The sequence below is a fragment of the Bacillus sp. FSL R5-0709 genome (assembly GCF_038004785.1).
GTDB lineage: Bacteria > Bacillota > Bacilli > Bacillales > Bacillaceae_G > Bacillus_A > Bacillus_A mycoides.
Genome location: NZ_JBBORT010000001.1, coordinates 3,752,284 through 3,776,661 on the forward strand (window position 1 = coordinate 3,752,284; position 24,378 = coordinate 3,776,661).

At 36.4% G+C, this 24,378-nt stretch carries 21 protein-coding genes; all 21 read right to left on the reverse strand.

Going from position 1 to position 24,378, the window contains the following annotated elements; all coding sequences use genetic code 11:
* Positions 1-471 carry a cell division protein SepF gene (locus MKX37_RS19010; RefSeq protein ID WP_002014721.1) on the reverse strand — a complete coding sequence of 157 codons (471 nt, stop codon included), beginning with the start codon at positions 469-471 and terminating at the stop codon, positions 1-3.
* Positions 472-490: 19 nt separating this feature from the next.
* The gene (locus MKX37_RS19015; protein ID WP_002033757.1) at positions 491-1,165 is read right to left on the reverse strand and encodes a YggS family pyridoxal phosphate-dependent enzyme; all 675 of its coding nucleotides are present in this window, start codon (positions 1,163-1,165) and stop codon (positions 491-493) included.
* Between the two features lie 5 nt (positions 1,166-1,170).
* Positions 1,171-1,980 (reverse strand): peptidoglycan editing factor PgeF, encoded by an 810-nt coding sequence (gene pgeF, locus MKX37_RS19020; protein WP_033731206.1) that lies wholly within the window; start codon positions 1,978-1,980, stop codon positions 1,171-1,173.
* A gap of 117 nt (positions 1,981-2,097) precedes the next feature.
* The gene (locus MKX37_RS19025) at positions 2,098-2,376 is read right to left on the reverse strand and encodes a YlmC/YmxH family sporulation protein (protein ID WP_012261605.1); all 279 of its coding nucleotides are present in this window, start codon (positions 2,374-2,376) and stop codon (positions 2,098-2,100) included.
* Positions 2,377-2,669: 293 nt separating this feature from the next.
* Complete coding sequence (gene sigG / locus MKX37_RS19030) at positions 2,670-3,449, reverse strand: RNA polymerase sporulation sigma factor SigG (protein WP_002014725.1); 780 nt, start codon at positions 3,447-3,449, stop codon at positions 2,670-2,672.
* Between the two features lie 157 nt (positions 3,450-3,606).
* Positions 3,607-4,326: an RNA polymerase sporulation sigma factor SigE gene (gene sigE / locus MKX37_RS19035; protein ID WP_002128857.1), complete on the reverse strand. Its 720-nt coding sequence runs from the start codon at positions 4,324-4,326 to the stop codon at positions 3,607-3,609.
* A gap of 19 nt (positions 4,327-4,345) precedes the next feature.
* Positions 4,346-5,263, reverse strand: a complete 918-nt coding sequence (spoIIGA, locus tag MKX37_RS19040; protein ID WP_002165147.1) for a sigma-E processing peptidase SpoIIGA — start codon at positions 5,261-5,263, stop codon at positions 4,346-4,348.
* Positions 5,264-5,720: 457 nt separating this feature from the next.
* Positions 5,721-6,875, reverse strand: a complete 1,155-nt coding sequence (gene ftsZ / locus MKX37_RS19045; protein WP_002014730.1) for a cell division protein FtsZ — start codon at positions 6,873-6,875, stop codon at positions 5,721-5,723.
* A gap of 39 nt (positions 6,876-6,914) precedes the next feature.
* Positions 6,915-8,216, reverse strand: a complete 1,302-nt coding sequence (ftsA, locus tag MKX37_RS19050) for a cell division protein FtsA (RefSeq protein WP_002014731.1) — start codon at positions 8,214-8,216, stop codon at positions 6,915-6,917.
* Between the two features lie 401 nt (positions 8,217-8,617).
* Positions 8,618-9,388 (reverse strand): cell division protein DivIB, encoded by a 771-nt coding sequence (gene divIB, locus MKX37_RS19055; protein WP_002014733.1) that lies wholly within the window; start codon positions 9,386-9,388, stop codon positions 8,618-8,620.
* Positions 9,389-9,486: 98 nt separating this feature from the next.
* Positions 9,487-10,392: a UDP-N-acetylmuramate dehydrogenase gene (gene murB, locus MKX37_RS19060; protein ID WP_002137997.1), complete on the reverse strand. Its 906-nt coding sequence runs from the start codon at positions 10,390-10,392 to the stop codon at positions 9,487-9,489.
* Positions 10,393-10,453: 61 nt separating this feature from the next.
* On the reverse strand, positions 10,454-11,548 hold the full coding sequence (murG, locus tag MKX37_RS19065; RefSeq protein WP_002088269.1) for an undecaprenyldiphospho-muramoylpentapeptide beta-N-acetylglucosaminyltransferase: 1,095 nt from the start codon (positions 11,546-11,548) through the stop codon (positions 10,454-10,456).
* 102 nt (positions 11,549-11,650) lie between these two features.
* Positions 11,651-12,742: a stage V sporulation protein E gene (spoVE, locus tag MKX37_RS19070; RefSeq protein ID WP_002014736.1), complete on the reverse strand. Its 1,092-nt coding sequence runs from the start codon at positions 12,740-12,742 to the stop codon at positions 11,651-11,653.
* 90 nt (positions 12,743-12,832) lie between these two features.
* Positions 12,833-14,185 (reverse strand): UDP-N-acetylmuramoyl-L-alanine--D-glutamate ligase, encoded by a 1,353-nt coding sequence (gene murD, locus MKX37_RS19075; RefSeq protein WP_002014737.1) that lies wholly within the window; start codon positions 14,183-14,185, stop codon positions 12,833-12,835.
* Entirely contained in the window at positions 14,186-15,160 is a 975-nt protein-coding gene (gene mraY, locus MKX37_RS19080; RefSeq protein WP_002014738.1) for a phospho-N-acetylmuramoyl-pentapeptide-transferase, read from the reverse strand.
* 22 nt (positions 15,161-15,182) lie between these two features.
* Positions 15,183-16,658, reverse strand: coding sequence for a UDP-N-acetylmuramoyl-L-alanyl-D-glutamate--2,6-diaminopimelate ligase (gene murE, locus MKX37_RS19085; protein WP_002014740.1), 1,476 nt, complete (start codon positions 16,656-16,658; stop codon positions 15,183-15,185).
* Between the two features lie 210 nt (positions 16,659-16,868).
* Positions 16,869-18,785, reverse strand: coding sequence for a stage V sporulation protein D (locus MKX37_RS19090; protein WP_002014741.1), 1,917 nt, complete (start codon positions 18,783-18,785; stop codon positions 16,869-16,871).
* 81 nt (positions 18,786-18,866) lie between these two features.
* Positions 18,867-21,014, reverse strand: coding sequence for a penicillin-binding protein (locus tag MKX37_RS19095; RefSeq protein ID WP_087944711.1), 2,148 nt, complete (start codon positions 21,012-21,014; stop codon positions 18,867-18,869).
* Between the two features lie 22 nt (positions 21,015-21,036).
* Positions 21,037-21,399, reverse strand: coding sequence for a cell division protein FtsL (gene ftsL, locus MKX37_RS19100; protein WP_002014745.1), 363 nt, complete (start codon positions 21,397-21,399; stop codon positions 21,037-21,039).
* Positions 21,400-21,414: 15 nt separating this feature from the next.
* Positions 21,415-22,347 carry a 16S rRNA (cytosine(1402)-N(4))-methyltransferase RsmH gene (gene rsmH, locus MKX37_RS19105; RefSeq protein WP_002014746.1) on the reverse strand — a complete coding sequence of 311 codons (933 nt, stop codon included), beginning with the start codon at positions 22,345-22,347 and terminating at the stop codon, positions 21,415-21,417.
* Positions 22,348-22,713: 366 nt separating this feature from the next.
* Positions 22,714-24,330: a bacillithiol biosynthesis cysteine-adding enzyme BshC gene (gene bshC, locus MKX37_RS19110; RefSeq protein ID WP_002128861.1), complete on the reverse strand. Its 1,617-nt coding sequence runs from the start codon at positions 24,328-24,330 to the stop codon at positions 22,714-22,716.
* Positions 24,331-24,378: the final 48 nt, after the last annotated feature.

Sequence of the window (24,378 nt, forward strand, 5' to 3'; positions counted from 1 at the left end):
TTACCACCTCTTTATATTTGTCTCTTCTTCTTCACCGAATAACTCTGAAATTGCACCAACGATATCAACATTTTCAGGTGTACACATAAATGTTTTCGGGCCTATTTTTTGAATATCCCCGCCTATAGCGTATACAGTACCACTTAAAAAGTCAACGATACGTACAGCTTGATCTGTAGACATTCTTTGCAAATTAATTACAACAGCTCGTCTACCTTTTAAGTGATCCGAAATGCCTTGCGCTTCCGAATATGTACGTGGTTCTAGTAAAACAACTTTTGAAGATTGCTTCGCTGTTTCAATACTCACTACATTTTGCTTCGGTTGCACTTTCGCAAACGGAACATCTTGTTGTTCTGGGGGATCTTGTTGCTTTTTCATGTCTGTTTGCTCCTTTTCATAACTATATTGAGCTGCTTCTTTTTCTTCCGGTGTGTCAAAAAAGAAGTATTTTACTTTTGACCAACTCATAATAACTTTCTCCTTCCTCCTACGCTTTTCCTACTAAAACCGTTCCCAAACGAATATATGTAGCGCCTTCCTCAATTGCAATCGTGTAATCATTTGACATTCCCATTGATAATTCTTTACATGGTGCATGTAATAATTCTAGCTCCTGCACCTCTGTTTGTAGCATGCGCAATTCCTTAAAGCAGCGACGAATCTCTTCCTCTTCTCCTGTAAACGGAGCCATTGTCATTAATCCTACCACTTCAATCTTATCCAATTCTTGCAAACTTTGAATAAAAGAAATTGTTTCTTCTATCGCCAATCCTTGCTTTGATTCTTCAGATGATGTTTTCACTTGAATAAAGCATTTAACTTTCTTATCAGCACGTTTTTGAATTTCTTTTGCAAGCGAAAGACGATCTAATGAATGTAAATAATCAATCTCATTAATGATTTCTTTTACTTTTCTCGTTTGCAATGATCCAATAAAATGCCAATTCACTTTTGAACCGAAATGCTCGTATTTTTGTAAGAAACCTTCATTTCTATTTTCACCTAAATCAATAATTCCTGTTTCAATTACTTCGCTTGTTTTTTCAATCCCTACAGTTTTTGTAACTGCAACGAGCTTAATATCTTTCATCGAACGTCCAGCTCGTACACAAGATTCTTTAATTACTTCGTTTACATCTGCTAAATTCCCTTGCACTGTCACTTACTTCACTCCTCCTTAAAACCTATGAAACTCAACATTCTCCCCGTCTTACCTTGATCACGACGATGAGAGAAAAATAATTGTTCTTCACAGCTTGTACAAAGAGATGACATTACAATATGTTCTTCTTTTATGCCTGCTTGTACACATAATATACGATTAACTTCTTTTAAATTAATTGCATACTGACCATCAGAAATTACTTTATGAGGAACAGATCCGTTTACTACTTGCTGTGCTGCTGTTAATACACGATTATCAACAACATAACAACATGATCCGATTGCAGGACCAATTGCGACATGAATTTCATCACTTGAAACACCTTCTGCATTCCACTTTTGAATCATTTCTTTCGCAATCTCTGTTACAGTCCCTTTCCACCCAGCATGCGCAAGTCCTATCATATCATGTGATGGTGCATAAAAATAGAGCGGAACACAATCAGCGTAACAAGATGTTAAGAGAACATCTTTGTTAGTCGTATAAATGCCATCCGTTTTTGGAATACCGTCTTCATATGAATAAACGCCTTTCCCTTTTTCTTGCAGTCCTACTTTCTCAACATGATGGTCATGAACTTGTTCAGAGCAAATCCATTTTTCTAATGGTTTTTGTAACTTATTAGCTAAAATGCGTCTGTTTTCATGAACATTCTCCACGATATCATTCACATGTAATCCTAAATTCATCGCATGAAAGGAGCCTGTACTTACTCCACCATCTTTTGTCGTAAATCCAACAGTAATGTTTCCAAGTTCTTTCCACGCTTGTAAATACAGTATACCGTCCGCATATTTAAATGGTTCTCTCATAAAGCGACTCCTTTTAATTAAAATAACAGAAAAAAGTATGGTACTTCCTGTCTATTTTACCATACTTTTATTTTTTCATAATGACAACAGAAAAAAAAGAGGAATTTGTAATATTCTTTATGAAATTGTCGGTGTTTGTATTGATTCTGTTACAGAATTAACATGATCTACTTTTACAAGTATGACATCTTCTCCAATTTTCATAATTTGCTCCCAAGGAATCACAAATTCTACTTCCTTCCCAAAGAGTCCAAGCATTCGTGCCTGCTTAGAAATAATAACCGCCCTAATCTTTCCTGTGTCTATATCAATATCAATATCTCCAATATTCCCAAGCCTCTTTCCATCTGAAACATTTACAACATCCTTCATTTGAAACTCCGAAATCCGTATCATATTCATCCTCTCCCTTATATCATGAATCGTAAGTACGCTCTCAAATAAAGTGAAACCTTAATCAGTGAGATTATCCCCATCCCTACTGATTATTAACCCATGCCAATCGGACTTTTACGGGCAGTCCCGCTTCCATCTAACTTTTTACTTCAGCCTAATTTCGAAGCGGATAAACAGTATATAACCGCTACTAATAGAACATCCATTTTATTTTCATTATATGAACCTACCCAATCTACTATGAGCGCAAAATATTATATATAAAAAAGACCTCACCATAACTGGTGAGGACCTTATCCTTGAATCGTCTTATTCATTTGCTTAATAGCAGACTTCTCCAAACGTGATACTTGCGCTTGAGAAATCCCAATTTCTTCGGCAACTTCCATCTGTGTCTTTCCTTGAAAGAAACGTTTTCGAATAATCATTTTTTCACGATCATTTAAACGCTTCATTCCTTCTTTCAACGCCAGTTCTTCAACCCACTGCTCGTCCTTTTGTTTTTCATCCTTTAATTGATCCATAACAAAGATAGGATCTCCTCCATCGTTATAAATCGGTTCAAATAATGAAACCGGATCTTGAATCGCATCTAGTGCAAAAACAATCTCTTCATGTGTCACTTCAAGAACTTTCGCAATATCCATTGCTGTTGGTTCTTTTGAATTTTCAGCAATCAATTTTTCTCTTACTTGCAACGCTTTATACGCAATATCTCGTAATGAGCGAGATACACGAATTGGATTGTTATCACGCAAATATCTGCGTATTTCTCCAATAATCATCGGCACAGCATACGTTGAAAACTTTACATTTTGGCCTAAATCAAAGTTATCAATGGATTTCATAAGTCCAATGCAACCAACTTGAAATAAATCATCAACATATTCTCCTCTGTTATTAAATCTTTGGATGACGCTCAGTACAAGACGTAAGTTTCCATTCACTAATTTCTCTCTGGCGCTTATCTCTCCACTTTGCATTTCACGAAATAATTTACGCATCTCTTCATTTTTTAGTACTGGAAGTTTAGCTGTATCAACACCGCAAATTTCTACTTTGTTTCTCGTCAAAGTGTTCCCTCCTATCGGGAGTTGCTGTACAGTGTAAAGTATTTCCTTTGAAGGGGATTTTATGCATACGGTTTTTCCATCATTTTTCACAAATATCATATTTCCTCATGCAAAAAAAAAGAATAAGACCAGTCTAGATACCGACTGGTCTTATTCTTCACACCATTTTATTAAATTCTTTTCGTAATCTTTTTATAATTCTTTTTTCCAAACGAGAAATATAAGACTGTGAAATTCCAAGCATATCAGCCACATCTTTTTGTGTCTTCTCTTCGCCACCAGCGAGTCCAAACCGAAGCTCCATAATTTGTTTTTCACGGTCATTTAATTGATGCAATGCTTTCATTAAAAGATGACGATCTACAGTAGCTTCTAAATCTTTTGTAATAATGTCATCATCTGTACCTAAAACATCTGATAGTAACAGTTCATTTCCGTCCCAATCAATGTTAAGCGGTTCATCAAAAGAAACTTCCGAACGATTTTTATTATTTCGACGCAAATGCATTAAAATTTCATTTTCTATACAACGAGATGCATATGTTGCTAATTTAATTTTCTTTTCTGGATTAAATGTATTCACTGCCTTAATAAGACCAATTGTTCCTATACTAATCAAATCCTCAATATTGATCCCTGTATTTTCAAATTTTCTTGCTATATATACAACAAGCCTTAGATTACGTTCAATAAGCATCGACCTCGCAGCTTGATCTCCATTTGGCAATTTATTCAAAAGAACTGCCTCTTCTTCTTTCGTTAACGGCGGTGGCAACGCTTCACTTCCACCAATATAATAAATTTCATCGGTCTTAATTCCTAATTTCAGCAATACTTTATACCAAAGGTATACCAAATAAAATTTAAATTTCACCATATTATCCCGCCTCTCATAATTAAGCAATTACCATCTTTTGCGAAATCAACATTTTCGGATGTACAATGCATTGATACTCTCCATTAGTAGATAATTGTTGTGTATTTAATCCAATCAGTACTTTGTTTACAACAACCGAACTACCTTCATGATAAACTCGCACACAATCTGGCTTAATTGCCCATAAAAATTGATTCTCTACTCCTACTGCTCGGAAAGGAATTAAACGTAGTTTCGTCGCCCATCCAGAATCATTTTCTGGTATTTGAGGAATTTCTGTTTTGGAATAAATTTGTTCTGTTAACCAAGCTGGCAAACAATGTTCTAATGATGAAATATGCATAATCATAACGGGTGTTTTCGTTAACGGGTCATAAAGTTGGTTCCCACTATCAATTAGACCTGCTAATTCTAGTTCCTCTCCAGCTAATTGAATTTCCACTTTCACGATTTGATCATAGTGTATCTTTGTGACCTCTACGCTTTCTATACGCTTTTTAGAAAAATAATAAATTACTGGAAAACCAAAAATAACAAATACCCAACTAATTGGATCACCGTAAGAAACTGATTTAGATTGAACTAATCCATTTACCATTTCGTTCGTTTGCAAAAAGTAATGCGTTCCAATTAATCCTCCACCAACCATAAAGGTTACAAAATAGAAAGTAAAAACAGTTTGTGTATAATTTCTAAATGTCGAAAACCCAAATGCTGTATACACAATAAGTAACGAGTACAATAGTTTCATAATTGGATGTGTCATCATAGAAGCAAAAGGCGTAAAGGCGAAAATAACAATAGTTGAACCTATAAATGCCCCTAACACAAGCCTCCATCTTTTGATTCTCTTTTTTAACACGGTGGCTGTTAATAAAAGTAAAAGAAAATCAATGCAGGCGTTTAACAACCAAACGATGTCGGCGTAAACAACCAAACAATTCACCTCTTTTTTTAAGTTGAGACTAGTATAATGCATATCCAATAGGAAAGTGTGTCAATTGGTGGAGGGATTTTTTTGTTATTTTGTGATTTCTAGACATAATCTGTCGGTAAAAAATAAAAGTGTATTTTTCATAGAATAATATAAATTTTTTACTTGTATACATAATAATTGAATTATATATATACAAAGTTTATCTTGCTATTTGCGGGCAGTAAGACCCTGCCTCAAAATTCAGCTATAAAAAAGTACAGAAGTTAAGTGGGCGTCGGGCTAACAATCATTTTTGGATGAACACCCCCGACTAATTAAAGTTTCAATTTATTTATCACAGCTTATGGTTTAAAAATAGGACTGGGCTCTCCATATGCAAAATAATAAAAAAAGATCTGCTTAGCAGATCTTTTCCATTTAGACAACAAAAAAAAGGAGCATGAAAGCTCCTTTTTTTTTATCGTCTACGACGGTTACGTAAGAATGCTGGAATATCGATGTCATCTGAATCAGTATGACGATCATGCACAACCGGCTCTTCACGTTTCATTTCACGCTTAACTTCACGTTGTTTTGAAGGTTGAGCTACTGGTTGTTGTTGCTGTTGCGTGTGATTCGCAGTCGGACGGATAATTGGTTTTGGTGGTTGTGTCGAAGCACTATCATCAAAACCAGTTGCAATTACAGTGACAACGATATCATCTTTTAATCCTTCATTAATAACAGAACCGAAGATCATATTTACTTCTGGATCCGAAGCTGAAGCTACAATGTCTGCTGCTTCTTGTACTTCATATAAACTTAAGTTTGCGCCGCCCGTAATGTTCATAATAACACCTTGAGCTCCATCAATAGATGTTTCTAGTAATGGACTAGAAATCGCTTTTTTCGCAGCTTCAGCAGCACGATTTTCACCATTACCAGAACCGATACCCATTAAAGCAGAACCTCTATTAGACATAATTGTTTTTACGTCTGCAAAGTCTAAGTTAATTAGACCTGGTGTAGCAATTAAATCAGAAATACCTTGAACACCTTGACGTAATACGTTATCTGCTTCACGGAACGCTTCTAACATTGGCGTATTTTTATCAACAATCTCTAATAAGCGATCATTTGGAATTACGATAAGTGTATCTACATTTTCTTTAAATGACGCAATACCAGATGCAGCTTGAGTTGCACGCTTACGCCCTTCAAATGTAAATGGACGTGTTACAACACCAACTGTTAACGCGCCTAGTTCTTTTGCAACTTGAGCAACAACTGGAGCTGCACCAGTTCCAGTTCCGCCGCCCATACCAGCAGTTACGAAGACCATATCCGCGCCACGAAGCGCTTCTTGAATCTGTTCTTTACTTTCTTCTGCAGCTTTTTTCCCTACTTCAGGGTTTGCGCCTGCACCAAGTCCACGCGTTAATTTTCCACCAATTTGCATTTTCGTTTCAGCTTTTGATAGATTTAATGCTTGTGCATCAGTATTCACAGCGATAAAGTCTACACCTTGTACACCGTGTTCAATCATACGGTTTACAGCATTGTTTCCGCCACCGCCGACACCGATAACTTTTATATTCGCTAATTGATCTTGAGTAGTATCAAACTCTAACATGTCGAAATCCCCCTAGAACCTCATTTTTCGTGTCCAATTTTAATCCCATAAATAACGGAATGCACGTTTTACTTTTGACATCATGCGGTCATCATTTTGATTAGTATTGTTTTGATTACGAGTTTTTTGTTTCGCAGGTTGCTGTTGTACCGGCATTGGTGCTGGTACTGGTTCAAAATGTTCTTGCTTTTCCTGCACATTTTTCCCACGTAATTTAGCTTTTTGATAAGAATGTTTAATTAATCCAACTCCACTTGTATATTGAGGCTCACGAACACCAATATAATCAGGAGTTGCTATACGAACATTTTCATGTAAAATATCGTATGCAAGATCAAGAACACCTGGCATAGAAGCTATCCCACCAGTTAGTACATATCCAGAAGCAGCTTGCTTTACTCCTAACTTATGCACTTCATCTTGAACAAACATTAAAATTTCCTCTACACGAGCCTCTATTATATCCGATAATTCCAACTGAGAATATTGTTCTGTTTGATCGCTTCCCATAATAGGAACCGTAAACATCTCTTCTTCAGATGCTGTATCATAAAAAGCATGTCCATATTTCAGCTTAATTTGATCTGCATTTTCTGTTGAAGTTTTCAGCCCAATCGCTATATCCTTCGTTATATGATCTCCACCTAATGGCAATACGCTCGTTGCTTGCAACTCTCCATCTTTAAAAATAGATAAGGTTGTAGATCCTCCACCCATATCAACAAGGGCTACCCCTCTATTTCTTTCATCCGAAGATAACGCAACTGTCGCTGCCGCTAAAGGTTGCAGACAAATATCAACAATTTCAAGACCTGCTTTTTCTACACAACGAAGTAGGTTATGTAGTAAAGTTCTCGAGCCTGTAATAAGTGTACCTTCCATTTCTAATCTTACACCGATCATCCCGCGTGGATCGTTAATCTCGTCAAGACCGTCTACAATGAACTGTCGAGGTACCACATCAATAAATTCACGTTCAGGAGCAATTGACACAACTTGCGCTGCATCTAGAACGCGTAAGACATCTTCATTCCCGATTTCACGATCTTCATTTGAAACAGCGACTACTCCGTGACACGGGAGCAACTGTACCTGGTTTGCATTGACACCTACTACAACTTGCTCAATGTGGATACCCACCATGCGCTCAGCTTGTTCAATTGCTTTTTTAATTGATCGAACAGTTTCATCTATATCAACTATCGATCCCTTTTTCAAACCATTTGATTTTACGTTTCCAACACCAATAATGTTTAAGCTATCATTAACCATTTCACCAATGATGACTTTAACATTGGATGTACCGATGTCAAGACTAACATATATTTCATTGCTGTTCATTCTTTGGCACCTCCTTCTTTATTTATACCATACAACTCAATATATGGAACAACAATCGCAACTTTACTATTTATAAGAAAAATATTCAACGTCTTTGTACGTTTCCCTTTTTTAACCCTATATTTTTCTTATTTTTATTTAACATTCATTTAAGAATATCGCAGTAACCTGTGAATAACTGCTCTATCTTGAAATAATTATATTTCAAGTGTAAAGATTACCGCCAAGTATAAGTCTACACTAAGATGTACTTGTAGAAAAGTGAAACTTGTACCAATCCTAGTATGAATCTAAGAAAATTTACATTTTTTTCATCAAATTAAGCATTCTTGCAAATTAGCATCCATATAAAAGAACGTTTGTTTCATTTCATACGTAATAACGCAGTAAAAACTATCATTCTATTCTTTCTTTTCTTCAGCACCTAGTTCCTTCGTATATGCACCCACTTCTAAGTCAATTAAAACCTTCTTACCAGGTTCAATTGTTTTTAAAATAAGTGGATAAGCTTCCATTCGCTTTGCGAAATTTTGAATAGTGGTGCTCACTTCATATCCTTCATTCATATATAAAGTAAGATGATCTTCATTTGCGTTCGTTGGTGTATAACGAATTTCAGAAATAGACCTTAAAATAGTTGGCGTTAATTTTTCTAGTTCTGCAATTAATTCCTTCATTTTTTCCTCTTTAAATGGTTCGAAAATTGGTGCTGCAACTGGAAGCTTTCCGTTCGGAAGTACATCGAGTGTTTTCCCATTTTCTAATAACGGTTGTAATTTCCCATCTTTGTTTATATAGCCAATTGTTAAATATTCTTCGATATGAACATCAATTTTGTTTGGGAAACGTTTTTTTACATTTACCTCTTTAATTTCTTTTCGTTTCGTTAAGTTTTCTTCTGCTTTATGTGCTGTTACTCGGAAATAACTCGTATCATATGTCACACCTGATTCCTTCATAACTTGTTCATCTGTCATATAATGATTTCCAAAGACACTTATCTTTTTTATATTACTAAGCGGAGACCGAAAATAAATTAAAAAGAGTACTAATAAAAATAAAATCGATATGTATAAAATTAACCGATGATTAACAGGTTTCTTATTTTTTTTATTTTGATTCTTTAATTTTGGTACACGATCTTGTAGTTTAATCACTTTACTATTTTTCATGTACGATCCCCCTATGTAACATAAAGAACGGCATGTTCCTCATGCCGTTCTTATCTTCTTATTATAACATAAATGATAATGAGCGGAACGAACAACCGTTATCTTCCAATTATTTCTACCTCTGTATGCATATCAACACCAAATTTATCTTTAATTGTACGCTTTACCAATGCGATTAAGTCTAATACGTCTTGCGCTGATGCCACACCAGTATTAACAATAAAATTCCCATGCATTTCAGAAATTTGAGCTCCACCTATCTTATAGCCACGAAGCCCTGATTTTTCTATTAAATCTCCTGCAAAATAGGGGACTGGATTTCGAAATATACTTCCTGCACAAGGGTGATTCCAAGGCTGCGTTTCACGGCGATACTCTTTATTCTTTTGCATGCTTCTTACAATTCCCTCGCGTTCGCCTACCTCCAATTGGAATTCAGCTTCCAAAACAATACCAGGGCGTTTCATTTGCAATACAGATGTGCGATAAGAAAAGCCCATTTCGGTATTCGTCAACCAATTAATTGTTCCATTGTCAAACAAAATACGAGCTTTCGTTAATACACTCGATATGTCGGACTTATGAGCGCCTGCATTCATATACACTGCACCGCCAACACTTCCTGGAATACCACTTGCAAATTCCAGGCCCGCTAATCCCTGTCGACTAAGTAAAGTTGACAATTTAATAAGGGGATATCCAGCACCGACTCTTACTCTATGTTTTTCGACTTCTAAATGGTCTAATCCTTCTCCTAAACGAATAACCACACCTTCTATACCTTGATCAGATACGAGAAGATTTGAACCACGACCAATTGCAGTCCACCCTGTCTTGTACTTCTTTACTAACTCTAGAGTCTTCTCAATACCAGCAACATGCTTTGGTACAATTAAAATATCAGCTGGTCCGCCTATTTTCATAGTTGTGTAACGCGCTAACGGTTCATTAACTAACACGCGACCAACATTTGCTTCTAAAAGCTCTTTTACTAATTGTTCCATAGACAATCTCCCCCATATCAAGTCTCCTTATTACAGTAATATGCAGGGCGTTCACCTAATGTTATTTTTTAATAAGCTTGTTCATTACTTCATATAGCTTATTTGCTGCATCTGGAATACCAAGTTGCTTAGTAGCCAGTTTCATATTTTGTAATGTTTGTGTATCCAATAAAATCTCATCAATGTCACGAATAAGCGTTTCAGATGTTAAATCTTTTTCAAGTAGCATTTTAGCTGCTCCTTTATCAACAACTGATCGTGCATTTTTTTCTTGATGGTTATTTGTTACGTACGGACTTGGAATTAATACACTCGGCTTTCCTAACGCTGTTAATTCTGCAAGCGTTGTAGCCCCTGCCCTTGAAACAACAAGGTCTACACCCGTCAGTACCTCTGGCATATTATGAATAAAAGGTTTAATAATAACATTATTCGGATTCCCTTTTTGTTTCACGGCTTCCATAACTTTATCATAATGTACTTCGCCTGTTACATATAATACTTCGTAACTTTTATTCCCAAATTGTTCAATCGCTTCTACAAAAGCATCGTTAATCGGTCTAGCCCCGCGGCTCCCACCAAAAATAAGCACGGATTTTTTAGAAAGGGATAGTCCTACCGAACGTTTTCCTTTCATTCCATTTTGGTCCATTACTTCTGATGCACGTGGATTACCTGTCATAACCACTTTTGACTGTGGAAAATGTTCTGCAGCTGCTTCAAAACAAACTGCAACTTTATCGACATAACGACTTAAAAATTTATTCGTTACACCAGGTACACTATTTTGTTCATGGACAATAGTCGGAATACCTAATTTAGCCGCAGCATATACAACTGGCCCACATACGTATCCACCCGTACCAATCACAATATCAGGGTTAAAACGACGAATATATCGTTTACTATCTTGAACACCTTTTAGGAAACGCATCACTGTTTTTACATTATCAAGAGATATTTTTCGTTTAAATCCACTTATAACAATAGATTGGAACGGAATACCCGCTTTCGGTACGATGGTACTCTCTAATCCATTCTCTGTACCAATGTATAAAAATCTTGCTTCAGGATTTAGTTTTTTTATTTCTCTAATTAAAGCAAGAGCTGGATAAATATGTCCTCCAGTACCCCCACCACTTACTAATACTCGCACTACTGATTCCTCCGCTTCCCTGTTCTTATTCAATCGTATTTATTTCTATATACATATTGTATTTTCACACACACACGAAAAACCCTGTCTTTTAAACAGGGTTTAATAGCGAGAATGGCGACTTATATTCAATAATACACCTACCGCCATTAACATTAAGGTCAAACTTGATCCACCATAACTTAAAAATGGCAAAGTAATACCGGTAACAGGCATCAGTCCTGTTACAACACCAACATTAATCATTACTTGAATCGCAATCATCGCCACAATACCTACTGCTAAAAACGTACCATATAAATCTGGCGCTCCTAATGCTATACGAATCCCACGCCATAATAATAGACTAAATAATAATAACACAAATGAACCACCAATAAAACCTAATTCCTCGGATAAGATTGCAAATATAAAGTCTGTTTGTGGTTCAGGTAAATAGAGAAATTTTTGTCTACTTTGTCCAAGTCCAAGCCCAAATAAACCACCAGGTCCAATTGCGAGTAACGATTGGATAATTTGAAATCCACTTCCGAGCGGATCCGACCACGGATCTAAATATGATGTGATGCGTTTCATTCGATATGGCGCTGATGCAATTAACCCTACAAATCCCGCTGCACCAAGCAAACCAAACATTGCAAAGTGAAAGACCCTTGCTCCCGAAATAAATATCATAATAATACATGTCCCAATCATTACCGTTCCCGTACCAAGATCTGGCTGTAACATAATTATCCCAAAAGCAAGAAATACAAAACTAAGAGCCGGTAGTAAACCTCGTTTAAAAGATGTAATTAATTTTTGTCGTTCCGCTAAAAATTTTGCTAAGAAAATAATCATCGCGAATTTCATAAACTCTGACGGTTGGATAGAAAATGCCCCGATTCCAATCCAACTTCGCGCCCCTCCACGAACGAGACCTACTCCAGGAATAAGAACGAGAATAAGAAGAACGAAACAAACTAGTAAAATTACTTTTGAATACGTACGCCATACCCAATAATCAATTTTCATCAGAAAAAACATAGCTACTACCCCAAGACTTGCAAATAACAATTGTCTTTTTGCAAAAAAGAATGAATCCCCCATTTTATAAGAGGCCCAAACCGCACTCGCACTATAAACCATAATCATTCCGATTGTTAACAACGCAAGTGTAACGATGATGAGAATAAAATCAGGCGTTTTCTTCATTACCCATGAACACCACCTCTTTGGGCAGAACCTTTTGCCCTATGTAACAAAACATCAGTAGGTGTTAGCCTACTGATGTTTTGATTTACTTTATATAAGTTTATGCACAGCTTGTATAAAAATGTCTCCTCTTTCTTCAAATGTTTTAAATTGATCCCAGCTTGCACATGCTGGTGAAAGAAGAATAACATCACCATCGGTAGAATGAGCATAAGCCTTCACTACTGCATCATCTAAAGTTTCGACACTTTCAATTACATCTAATCCTGCTTTTTCTGCCGCTCTTACTAATTTTGGTGCAGTTTGTCCAAATGTCACAATCGCTTTGACATGTTTAAAATATGGAATTAAATCATCAAATTCATTACCACGATCAAGTCCACCAGCCAATAATACAATCGGTTGTGTAAATGCAGATAATGCTTTTTCTGTCGCTAGCATATTCGTCGCTTTTGAATCATTATAAAATTTACGATTATTAATCGTTGTTACATATTCTAAGCGATGTTTTACACCTGTAAAACTTTTTAACACAGCAGTAATTGCTTCATTAGAAACACCTAGTAATTTAGCAATACTCATTGCTGCTAAAATATTTTCTAAATTGTGCTTACCAGGTAAAACAATATCACTTACTTTAACTACTTTTTCGCCTTTAAAATAAAGAGCGTTATCTTTTATATACGCACCATCTTCAATTTCTTTCGTCGTCGAAAATAATACTTTCTGTCCTTTACTATATGCCGATAACGCCATGACATCTGCATCATCTGCGTTAATTATACTATAATCTGCTTCAGTTTGGTTTTTGAAAATATTCGCTTTCGCCAAACCATACTCTTTCTTCGTCCCGTGATAATCTAAATGCGCTTCAAATAAATTTAAAAAGGCTGCAATTTTTGGTTGGAACGATTCCACTCCCATCAATTGAAACGATGAAAGTTCCGTAACGACAACTTCATTTTCCTTCGCCAATTGTGCAACTTCACAAGCTACAGTACCTATATTCCCCGCAATAACTGGGTGCTTTTGTCCTTCTTTTAACATTTCAAACGTTAACATTGTCGTTGTTGTTTTACCGTTAGATCCCGTAATCCCAACAAACGGTGCTGCTGAAATGGAATATGCTAATTCAACCTCAGTTACAATTGGAATTTGTTTTTCTTTCGCCGCCACTAAGAGTGGATTAGAATATGGAATTCCTGGATTCTTTACGACAAGTGAAATGTTTCTCTCCAGCAATTCTAATGGATGCCCACCACACACAACATCCATTCCTTCCGCTTGTAACTCAGCTGCAAGCACATTACCCGCTAATGGTTTCCCATCATTTACAATGACGTTTGCCCCTAACTTTTTTAATAAAGTAGCTGCTGCATAACCACTTTTAGCAATACCTAATACAAGAACATTTTTATTTTGATATTCAGTTACAGTTTTCAATTACATCCACACCCCGATATAAATTCCTAGCACAGCTAATAAAAATCCTACAGACCAAAACGTTACAACAACGCGCCACTCTGACCAACCACATAATTCATAATGATGATGTAATGGACTCATTTTAAAGACACGCTTTCCTGTTGTTTTGAACGAAATAACTTGGATAATAACAGATAAAGTTTCCGCTACGAATACACCGCCAATAATAACGAGTAACAATTCTTGTTTTAACAAAATCGCTACAGCTGCGATAGCACCACCTAAAGCTAGAGAACCAGTATCCCCCATAAATACTTTCGCTGGATTCGCATTGAATACTAAAAAGCCAAGTACAGCTCCTACGACTGCCATACAGAAAATCGCTACCCCAAATTGTTCTTGAGCTACAGCAATAATACTAAATGCTCCGAATGCAATAGCAGCTGTTCCTGATAATAAACCATCTAAACCATCTGTTAAATTAACCGCATTTGATCCACCAATAAGCATAAATAATACGAGAACAAAATACGCCCAGCCTAATTCAAATTTAACATCAGTTCCTGGAATCATGATATACGTGTGAAATGCTTGCCCTTTTCCAATTAAAAAGAACGCAATAGCAATTACAAGCTGACCAATCAATTTTTGTTTTGATGTTAAACCAAGATTTCTTTTCTTTACTACTTTTATGTAGTCATCTAAAAATCCGATTAATCCGTACCCAAATGTAACTAATAATAACAATGATACTTCTGCACCTAAATTGTTAAATTTAATCGCCATAATAAGCGTAGTCACCATCATAGATACATATATGACAATACCACCCATCGTTGGTGTCCCTGATTTCTTTTGGTGTGACTTCGGTCCTTCGTCACGAATACTCTGTCCGAACTTTAACTTTCTTAAAAATGGAATAAATAATGGCGAAAGGGCAACAGAAATTAAAAATGCTACCCCAGCCGTTACTAATAAACCTTGTTCAAGCACATGTAGTCCTCCTCTCATGCTGTTACACTTCGTTGTTTAAACGCTCCGTGATTGCTTCTTTAGCAACTTCACGATCGTCAAAATGATGAACTTCTTTACCAATAATTTGATACGTTTCATGCCCTTTACCAGCAATAATAATAATATCTTCTGCTTTTACTTTCGAGATAGCGGAACGTATCGCTTCTTTTCGATCGACAATTACTTCATAATTATTCCCATTCACATCATTTACCATATCATCTAAAATAGCCTTCGGATCTTCACTTCTTGGATTATCTGATGTATAAATTGCATGAGTTGCATATTCGGTTGCGACACTTGCCATTATTGGTCTTTTCGTTCTATCTCTATCACCACCGCAACCAACGATACAATATACATCGCCTTTTGCAAACTGTTTTGCTGTTTTTAGTACGTTCTCTAAGCTATCAGGTGTATGCGCATAGTCAACAATAACTGTGTAATTTTGTCCACCATCTACAACTTCAAAACGTCCAGGAACGCCAGCAAGCTCTTTAATTACATCAATAATTGTTTGTAAGCTCACTCCTGAAACAAGACCTGCTGCTGTAGCAGCTAACACGTTGTATACATTAAACTTACCAATTAATTTCATCGTAACATTTACAGTTTCATACGGTGTTACAAGTGTAAATGTTGTACCGCCACTCGTCATTACGATATCTCGTGCCATAATGTCGCTTGCAACATCTATACCGTATGTTACAACAGTAGCTGCTGTACTTCTCATATACTCTTCTGCTACTGGATCATCACTGTTTAATATAGCGTATTTTTCACGATTATGATGATAACTATTGCCAAGCTGTGCGAAAAGCAACCCTTTCGCATGTTTATATTCTTCCATCGTTTTATGATAGTCTAAATGATCTTGTGTTAAATTCGTAAATACTGCAACATCATAATCGCACCCGTGTACACGGCCAAGATCTAAAGCATGAGACGAAACTTCCATTACTGTGCTATCCACACCTTGTTCAACCATTTTTGAAAATGTCTGTTGAAGTGTTAGTGCATCTGGTGTTGTATTTTTCACCTCAAATGTTTCATCACCGATTTTCATATTAATCGTTCCAATTAGCCCTGTTTTATGACCATGTGCGCGCATAATTTCATCCATAATATGCGATGTTGTTGTCTTTCCATTTGTACCTGTAATACCGATTAAATGTAACTTGTGTGTTGGTTGGCCATAAAAATAATCAGCTAAAACCGCTAGCGAACGAAAAGTATTTTTCACAAGTACAACTGGAACGTCAACATCAATTGGTCTTTCCGCAACAATAGCAGCCGCTCCTTGTGCGGCTGCTTGCTTAGCAAAGTCATGGCTATCAACCGTATATCCTTTCATACATATAAATAAGCTTCCCTCTTTCACTTTACGTGAATCCGCTTCAATAGATGTTATTTCTGGATTTTCTGTTGGAACAACTGGAAAATCATGCAAACATGATACAAGTGTATGCAACTTCATTTCACTAAACCCTCTCTACATTGTTTATTTATCTCTTATTTTAGCAAGTAACACGTTACCTCCTAGTTATATAAAAATAGGAGGTAAGTGCTACTATAGTCTAATCAATAGATTTATTTATTAATGAGACACTTATCGTCTCAAGTAAAGCAATTTTTCTATAAAGAACTCACTTCCACCAATTGTACCATAAAACACAATCAGTTACCTTTAATTCCCGAAGTAAATTCTAACTTTTGAACCCTCTTTTACTTTAGCTCCTGCTTCTGGTGATTGTTTAATTACTTTCCCACCATCACCACTTATATCAAGCTTCAAGTCTACAAGTTGCGTTTGTAAATCTTTCTTTTTCATACCAATTAAATTCGGAACTTCCACAGTTGGTGTATCGCCCCATTTATATTCTTTCTCAACTTGCTCTTTTCTCGGTTCCACTCCCATTACAGGAAGTGCGTCACGAAGAATATTCCCAACAATAGGTGCTGCTACAACTCCACCAAATTGAGTGACTCCTTTTGGATTATCCACTGCTACATAAACAACAATTTGCGGATCGTCAGCTGGAGCAAAACCGATAAATGATACAATATAGTTATTATCTAAATATTTTCCATCTTTCACCTTTTGAGCAGTTCCAGTTTTTCCACCTACACGATATCCATCAATATAAGCCCCTTTACCCGAACCTTTCGCTACAACATTCTCTAATGCGTAACGAACTTTCTCTGAAGTTTCCTTGGAAATAACTTCCCTTTTCGCAACAGGTGTCTTTTTGCTGACAACTTGATTATTCTTCGGATCAATAAATTCCTTCGCTATATATGGCTGATACAAAGTTCCACCATTTACAGCGGCCGCTACAGCTGCTACTTGTTGAATCGGTGTAACAGAAACACCTTGCCCAAATGAAGTCGTCGCTTGCTCGACTGGACCAACTTTATCTAAATTAAATAAAATCCCGCTACCTTCACCTTGTAAATCAATTCCGGTCTTCTGTCCAAACCCGAAATTGCGAATGTATTTAAACAATCGATCTTTACCAAGACGATCACCGAGTTCAATAAATCCTGGGTTACAAGAGTTTTGAACTACCTCTAAAAACGTTTGGCTACCATGGCCTCCAGCTTTCCAACACCGCAATCTAGCTCCACCAACTTCAGCTGCCCCATCATCATAAAATGTATCTTTCTCTAAGTCTACTAAATTTTCATTCAAGGCTGCAGCTAATGTAATAATCTTAAATGTTGACCCCGGCTCATACGTACTCCATACAGGTAAGTTTCTGTTATATACTTCCGGAGAAACACTTTGGAAATCTGCTGGATCAAAACTTGGTCGACTTGACATACCTAAAATTTCACCATTTTTCGGATTCATTGCAATTGCTATCATACCGTCAGGATTATACGTTGATTCCGCAATATTCATTTCTCTTTCCATAATCCTCGTAATGCGTGAATCAATTGTTAATCCTAAATTCAAGCCGGCTTCTGGTTTTTTGAAATCATCTCCAACGTTAGGCATTCTCTGTCCTTTCGCGTCTGCAAAAAATCGCACATGACCTTTATCACCATTTAGCTCTTTATCATAATATTTCTCTAGTCCCATAAGCCCTTGATTATCACTGCCCGCAAATCCTAATACGTGTGATAAAAAATTACCGAATGGGTAGTACCGGATAGAATCCTCTGCGATGTACACACCCTTTAAACTTAATCCGCGTACTTCTTTCGCTTTGTCATGCGATATTTTCCTTCCGCCTTTATCAAGCCTTACAATCGATTCTTTTTTTGTAATCCGCTTATAAACATCATCTTTTTCCACACCTAATACTGCAGCTAACTTCTCTGCAGTCTCTGCTGGTTTTTCAATTTGCCTCGGCACAACAAAGACGGTCGGTGCACTTTTATTCGTAGCAAGCTCCACACCATTTCGATCTAAAATTTTCCCTCGCTCTGGTTCAAAAGTAATATTACGACTCCATGAATCCTTCGCACGATCCGTTAACATATTTCCAAGAAAAAATTGCACATATCCAAGACGAATATCGATAATGGTGAAAATGAGTATACCCGATATAAGTATAAAAATAAGTCGTTTTCTAACTGTTACATTTGATACACGCATATTGGAACAAGCCTCCCTTACGCCTAGCTTGTTCCAATATATGCTTGTACTTATTTAATTAGAACTTCTTCCCTATTACCATTATGGCTTTTCTGCTTCTTGCTGCGGTTCAAGTGGTGGTACGAGTGTTACACCTAATTCTGTACCAGGTTGCAACAATGTCCCTTCCGCTACACTTTGCTCAGTTACATATCCTGTACCAGAAGGTTTTAAGTTAAGCTTTAATGTTTTTGCTAAATTCATAACATCACGCAGTGCCCATCCCTGTATATTTGGCATTGTAGGTTTATCTCCTACTAAGAAGACTCGATCACCCTTTAATGTTTGTTCAGTTGCTTTTGGCACTTGCTGCTGCACTTTACCTTCACCTAATACGATTGGACGAAGTTTTGCTTTATCAATTGTTTTTTTCGCTTCTTCCATCGTTTTTCCGGTTACATCTGGAACGACAGTTTGTTGTTCTTTCACATATTTTTTCGGGTCTTTTACTTCATTCGGCTTAATCTTTAAGTACTCTAAGCTATTTTTCGTTACATATTTAAAGATATCAGCTAAAGGCTTAGCCCCGTTTTCATCATCTTTTAATTTTGGTTGTTTAACTGCCACATACACAACAAGTTGCGGATCGTCCATCGGTGCCATACCTAAGAATGAGAATATATAATTCTCTCTTCCCGTCATATAGCCACCTTTCCCGTCAGGAATTTGTGCTGTACCTGTTTTCCCCCCAACTGAGTACCCATCAATTTTATATGCAGTTCCTGTTCCTTTCGGTGATGTAACAACACGTTCTAGTAATTGCCTTACTTGCGCTGCTGTATCTTTGGAAACAGGTTTCCCTACTTCTTTTGGTTTATGCTCTAGCTGTACTTTACCTGTTATTGGATCCACAATTTTATCAATTGTATAAGGTTTCATCATTTTCCCATCATTTGCAATCGCTGTTGCAGCTTGTACAAGTTGAATTGGTGTAACTGTAGAACCTTGTCCAAACGCTGTTGTTACTTGTTGTATTTGTTGATCAAATAAAATTGTATTTGACCCTTCACTAGGTAAATCAATGTTTGTTTTTTCATCTAATCCAAAATTATGAATATATTTCCGGAAACGATCTGGACCAAGTTTTTGATCACCTAAAATTGCAAACGCTACGTTTGAAGAGCGCTCTACCCCTTCATCAAAAGTAATAGAACCCCATCCAGCGCCGCCGTTGTGATCTTTTATTTTGCGATTACCAACTTGATATGTACCAGACTGATAAAAGTCTTGTCCATTGTATACACCTTCATTAATGGCCGCCGCTAATGTGAAAATCTTCATTGTTGATCCCGGTTCAAATGCATTTGCAATTGCATCGTTATAATAATAATCCATCTTTCCCTGGTTCGGATCATAACCAGGTTTACTAGACATCGCTAATATTTTCCCCGTCTTTGGATCCGCAACAATTCCAATTAAATTTTCTGGTTCATAATGTTTACTCGCTTCTTTCATTGCGTCTTCTAAATAACTTTGAATACGTTGATCAAGCGTTAAATACACATTATCTCCATTTTTAGGTGCCTTTACATTCACTTTCCCACCGTCAAGAGATACTCCTTTACGGTCCCCTGTATAAGCTACCTCACCATTAGAAGCACCTAAATACTTATCCAAACTCTTTTCTAAGCCAAATTGACCTACTGCGATTCCATTCTCATCAGGGCTGGCATGCCCTATGACGTAAGATGCGAAATCACCGTTTGGATACACTCTCGCATTTTCGGTGATAAAAGAGATTCCTGGCAATTTCAACGCTTCTATTTGTTCTTTCTTTTCTTTCGTCAAGCCCCTACCTAATGTTCCAAATTCCACTTGACTTCTATCTTTATTTAAAGCGGCTAAGATCGCATCTTCGCCCGTTCCGAGTACTCCAGCGATTTTCTTTGCAGTATCCTCTTTATCCTCAACAGGCCTAGCACCTTTTAATTCCGCTACCATTTTATAGGAATTTGCGTCTTGTGCTAGCACATGACCATTTTGGTCATAAATTGTTCCTCGATTCGCTTCGAGAACTCCTTTTTTACTATGTTTCTGTTCAGCAAGTTTCTTCAAATCATGATTGTCCACTGTTCCTGTTGCTTGTATGTAAAAAAATCGGGCTAATAACAGCAAAAAGAGCAGGAGGAAAAATATCATAAAATAACCTGCTCCCTTATTGGTATGAAATTTGGTCATATTTCTCTTCATCTTTTCTTCACACCTATTTGCCTTACTTTAGGCCTTTCACATTATTCGCATTAATTTCTAGCCCGTGTTTTTTTGCAACTTCAGCGATACGTTCATAACGACTTAACTTTTCTACTTCAGCCTGCAATTCTTGATTTTCCTTTTGTTTTTTCACAATTTGTTCTTCTATCGTCGCTGCTTCTACATTAACTTGATATAGACCCGCTTTATTCCCAATAAAAGCTACACAAGCATATAATAAAAATCCAATAAACGTTACGTACAATAGCTTTTCAATTCTTGTAATTTTCGTTTTAACTTTTGGCTTAACCATCTGCTGTGGCGGCGCTTGAATTTGTACCTCTTCTTGCGCCTGTTGTTTATACTTTACAGCTAAATTAGTCATACCTCTCTCTCCTTTTTATCGTTTTTCAGCGATTCTCAACTTCGCAGAACGCGCTCGATTATTTTCTTCTAATTCAATGTCAGAAGGTAAAATCGGTTTCCTTGTAATAAGCTTTAATTTCGGCTTAAATTCATCCGGAATAATCGGTAGTCCCTGTGGTAATTGCGGCGTTGTGCTATTTCGCTTAAACGTCGTTTTACAAATACGATCTTCTAAAGAATGGAATGTTATAACACTAACTCTTCCACCAGGCTTGACCATATCAATTGCAGATTCCAACGCTTCTTCAAATACTTTTAATTCATCATTTACAGCAATACGAATCGCTTGAAATACTCGCTTCGCAGGATGTCCACCTGTTCTACGTGCCGGAGCTGGAATACCTTCTTTAATTAATTCCACTAATTCTCCTGTCGTTTCAATAGCCTTATTCTCGCGATAAGCTTCAATTTTCCTTGTTATTTGCTTTGAAAATTTTTCTTCTCCGTATTGGAAGAAAATTCTTACGAGTTGTTCATATGACCAGCTGTTCACAACATCATATGCTGTTAATGGGGCATCTTGATCCATCCGCATATCTAACGGTGCATCATGATGATAACTAAAGCCACGCTCTGGTGTATCTAATTGTGGGGATGAAACACCTAAATCGAATAAAATCCCGTCTACTTCTGTGATACCTAATTCATGTAGTTTTTCAGATAAATAACGGAAGTTGCTCTTCACTGTTACAAATTGTTCACCATAAGAAGAAAATTTTTCCTTCGCATTTTGAATCGCTATTTCATCTTGATCAAATGCTATTAACTTTCCACCATCTGTTAGCTGAGATAATAAATAAGAACTATGTCCTCCTCCACCCAGTGTACAATCTACATATGTACCACTCGGTTTTATATCTAAGCCATCTACTGTTTCTTTCAAAAGTACTGTTACGTGTTTGAACATTGCTGCACCTACTCTTTTTCCAATTAATTATGTTAAATACATTTCTCACTCTACAAACACAATTTACTACTAGAGGATGAAATGCTACTAAAGAACGACTCATTTAACTTCCAACAAGGTAGTACGCTATACAAATCGCTATTTTATTTTATTATATACTAAATTTTATCATTTTTTGCGGGAATTTAAACAAAAACCTGTCGAAAAAGATATTAATCCGTTTACATTTTGTGCTATTTTGTCATATATATATACCTGATACATAGCGATTCATTACATTAACATAAGATGGATAATTCAGAAATATTTCACTTCACAGTTAATTCAACAGAATAAAAATAAAATCCTGCTCAAAAGAGCAAGATTCTATAGTTTTATTACATGATGTTTTCCATCCCACGAAAAAGATTGTTCCATTACCCGGTCAACAAAATCAAGGCCGAACTGATTTAAATAATAACACACATTCCACACACGTTCTTGCGGTGCTCCTAATGGACGAAGCGCGAATTGTAAACGGCGGAATTTATTCAGTTGAACCTCATGTTTCTTCTCAACATTTCTTTTCAACATTTTTTCTAACAGTTCAATTTGCTCATTAATTTTCAGTTCATTTTTCCCCGCAAACTCATTTAACCCTGGATCTATTTTTTTCACGAATTGTTGTAATGATGTATGAATATCCATTATTTCTTTTTTCGCTTCTATAAATCGCTCGTCTATCGGTTCCTCTATTTGATTAGAAAGCCAATTGTCACGCAGATTATCTATATTATTTAGAAATGGATCAATTTCTTGCAAATCTAAATCATATAAATCTGTCGCTATATCTCGCTCCATATAAGTAATTGTAAGCCGCGGAACAACAGGTGGCATTTGGAAACCTGCCGTATGAAACACTTGTTGCAATTCACTCCAATAAGCTAACTCTCCTGGACCGCCAATAAACGCTAACGTAGGAAACACATATTCTTGCATAAGAGGGCGCGTTACAACATTATTACTAAAACGTTCTGGACTTCTTTCCATCTCTTCCATCAATTCTTCATACGAAAATGAATGCACTCCATCTTTTCCAATAAACTTCCCTTGATTCTCTTCAAGCAATACTCGCTCATTATCAATTTCCATAAATATATGCACTGCATTTGTCTTCGTTTCAATAATCGGTTTAAATCCTAATTCCTTAAGTACTTCCTGTTGATTACGAAGCCCTACTTGAATTTCTTTATATTTACTTATAATTTGTTGTAAAAACGGCACTTCTAATTTTCTTAATGCAGGATGATGTGAATCTACAAGAATTAAACCAGAATTTGCGAACATTTTCGTAATAAGGTGCGCAAAGAAATCTACATATGTATGCGATTTACCTAAAGCATCATCAACAAATTGTAATACATCCTTTGTAAAATTCGTTTCCGGATATGTTTTAAAAATCTCTTCGACCCATTTTCTACAGTCTTCAATAGAAAACTCAGACTCAGAAGCACTCGCCTTTTTCGGATAACGATCATGAAAAATGGTCTTTTTTATTTTTTTATTTTTCGTTACAAATGTATGATTAATTTCATCCATATCATGGTCTTCACCAGCAATCCAAAAGACAGGAACAACCCGAACCCCTAAGCTCTCTTCTTTTTCTTTTGCAAGCTGTAAAATTGAAATGATCTTATGAACTGTATAAAGCGGACCAGTTAATAACCCAGCTTGTTGTCCAGCTATAACTACATATGTATTTTCATCTTCAAGCGCTTTTATATTTTGAATTGTAAATTCTCCCGCTTGCAATTGTGTATTATATTCTAATAAATGCGTTACTAAATCTTGACGGAAAAACTCTCTCTCACGTAAATCATGTAAACGCTGTTTAAAAGCATCCTCTGTTAACAGATAATCAAAACATGACTGTATCTCTTTTTTACCGTTCATATAGTCCGCTACAACACCTTGTAGTGGAACAGAGATTTCTTTTATCTCCATATAATTCTTCCTTTCGTATCCTGTTCTCTCACCAACCCACATTGTATT

Excerpts from the sequence above, each read along its gene's own strand:
- MKX37_RS19010 (WP_002014721.1), bottom strand. The coding sequence starts at position 471 with ATGAGTTGGTCAAAAGTAAAATACTTCTTTTTTGACACACCGGAAGAA.
- sigE (WP_002128857.1), bottom strand. The coding sequence starts at position 4,326 with ATGGTGAAATTTAAATTTTATTTGGTATACCTTTGGTATAAAGTATTG.
- pgeF (WP_033731206.1), bottom strand. The coding sequence starts at position 1,980 with ATGAGAGAACCATTTAAATATGCGGACGGTATACTGTATTTACAAGCG.
- ftsZ (WP_002014730.1), bottom strand. The coding sequence starts at position 6,875 with ATGTTAGAGTTTGATACTACTCAAGATCAATTAGCGAATATAAAAGTT.
- divIB (WP_002014733.1), bottom strand. The coding sequence starts at position 9,388 with ATGAAAAATAGTAAAGTGATTAAACTACAAGATCGTGTACCAAAATTA.
- MKX37_RS19090 (WP_002014741.1), bottom strand. The coding sequence starts at position 18,785 with ATGCGTGTATCAAATGTAACAGTTAGAAAACGACTTATTTTTATACTT.
- spoVE (WP_002014736.1), bottom strand. The coding sequence starts at position 12,742 with ATGAAGAAAACGCCTGATTTTATTCTCATCATCGTTACACTTGCGTTG.
- ftsA (WP_002014731.1), bottom strand. The coding sequence starts at position 8,216 with ATGAACAGCAATGAAATATATGTTAGTCTTGACATCGGTACATCCAAT.
- rsmH (WP_002014746.1), bottom strand. The coding sequence starts at position 22,347 with ATGTTCAAACACGTAACAGTACTTTTGAAAGAAACAGTAGATGGCTTA.
- bshC (WP_002128861.1), bottom strand. The coding sequence starts at position 24,330 with ATGGAGATAAAAGAAATCTCTGTTCCACTACAAGGTGTTGTAGCGGAC.
- MKX37_RS19095 (WP_087944711.1), bottom strand. The coding sequence starts at position 21,014 with ATGAAGAGAAATATGACCAAATTTCATACCAATAAGGGAGCAGGTTAT.
- murB (WP_002137997.1), bottom strand. The coding sequence starts at position 10,392 with ATGGAACAATTAGTAAAAGAGCTTTTAGAAGCAAATGTTGGTCGCGTG.
- MKX37_RS19025 (WP_012261605.1), bottom strand. The coding sequence starts at position 2,376 with ATGATACGGATTTCGGAGTTTCAAATGAAGGATGTTGTAAATGTTTCA.
- ftsL (WP_002014745.1), bottom strand. The coding sequence starts at position 21,399 with ATGACTAATTTAGCTGTAAAGTATAAACAACAGGCGCAAGAAGAGGTA.
- murE (WP_002014740.1), bottom strand. The coding sequence starts at position 16,658 with ATGAAGTTGCATACACTTGTATCATGTTTGCATGATTTTCCAGTTGTT.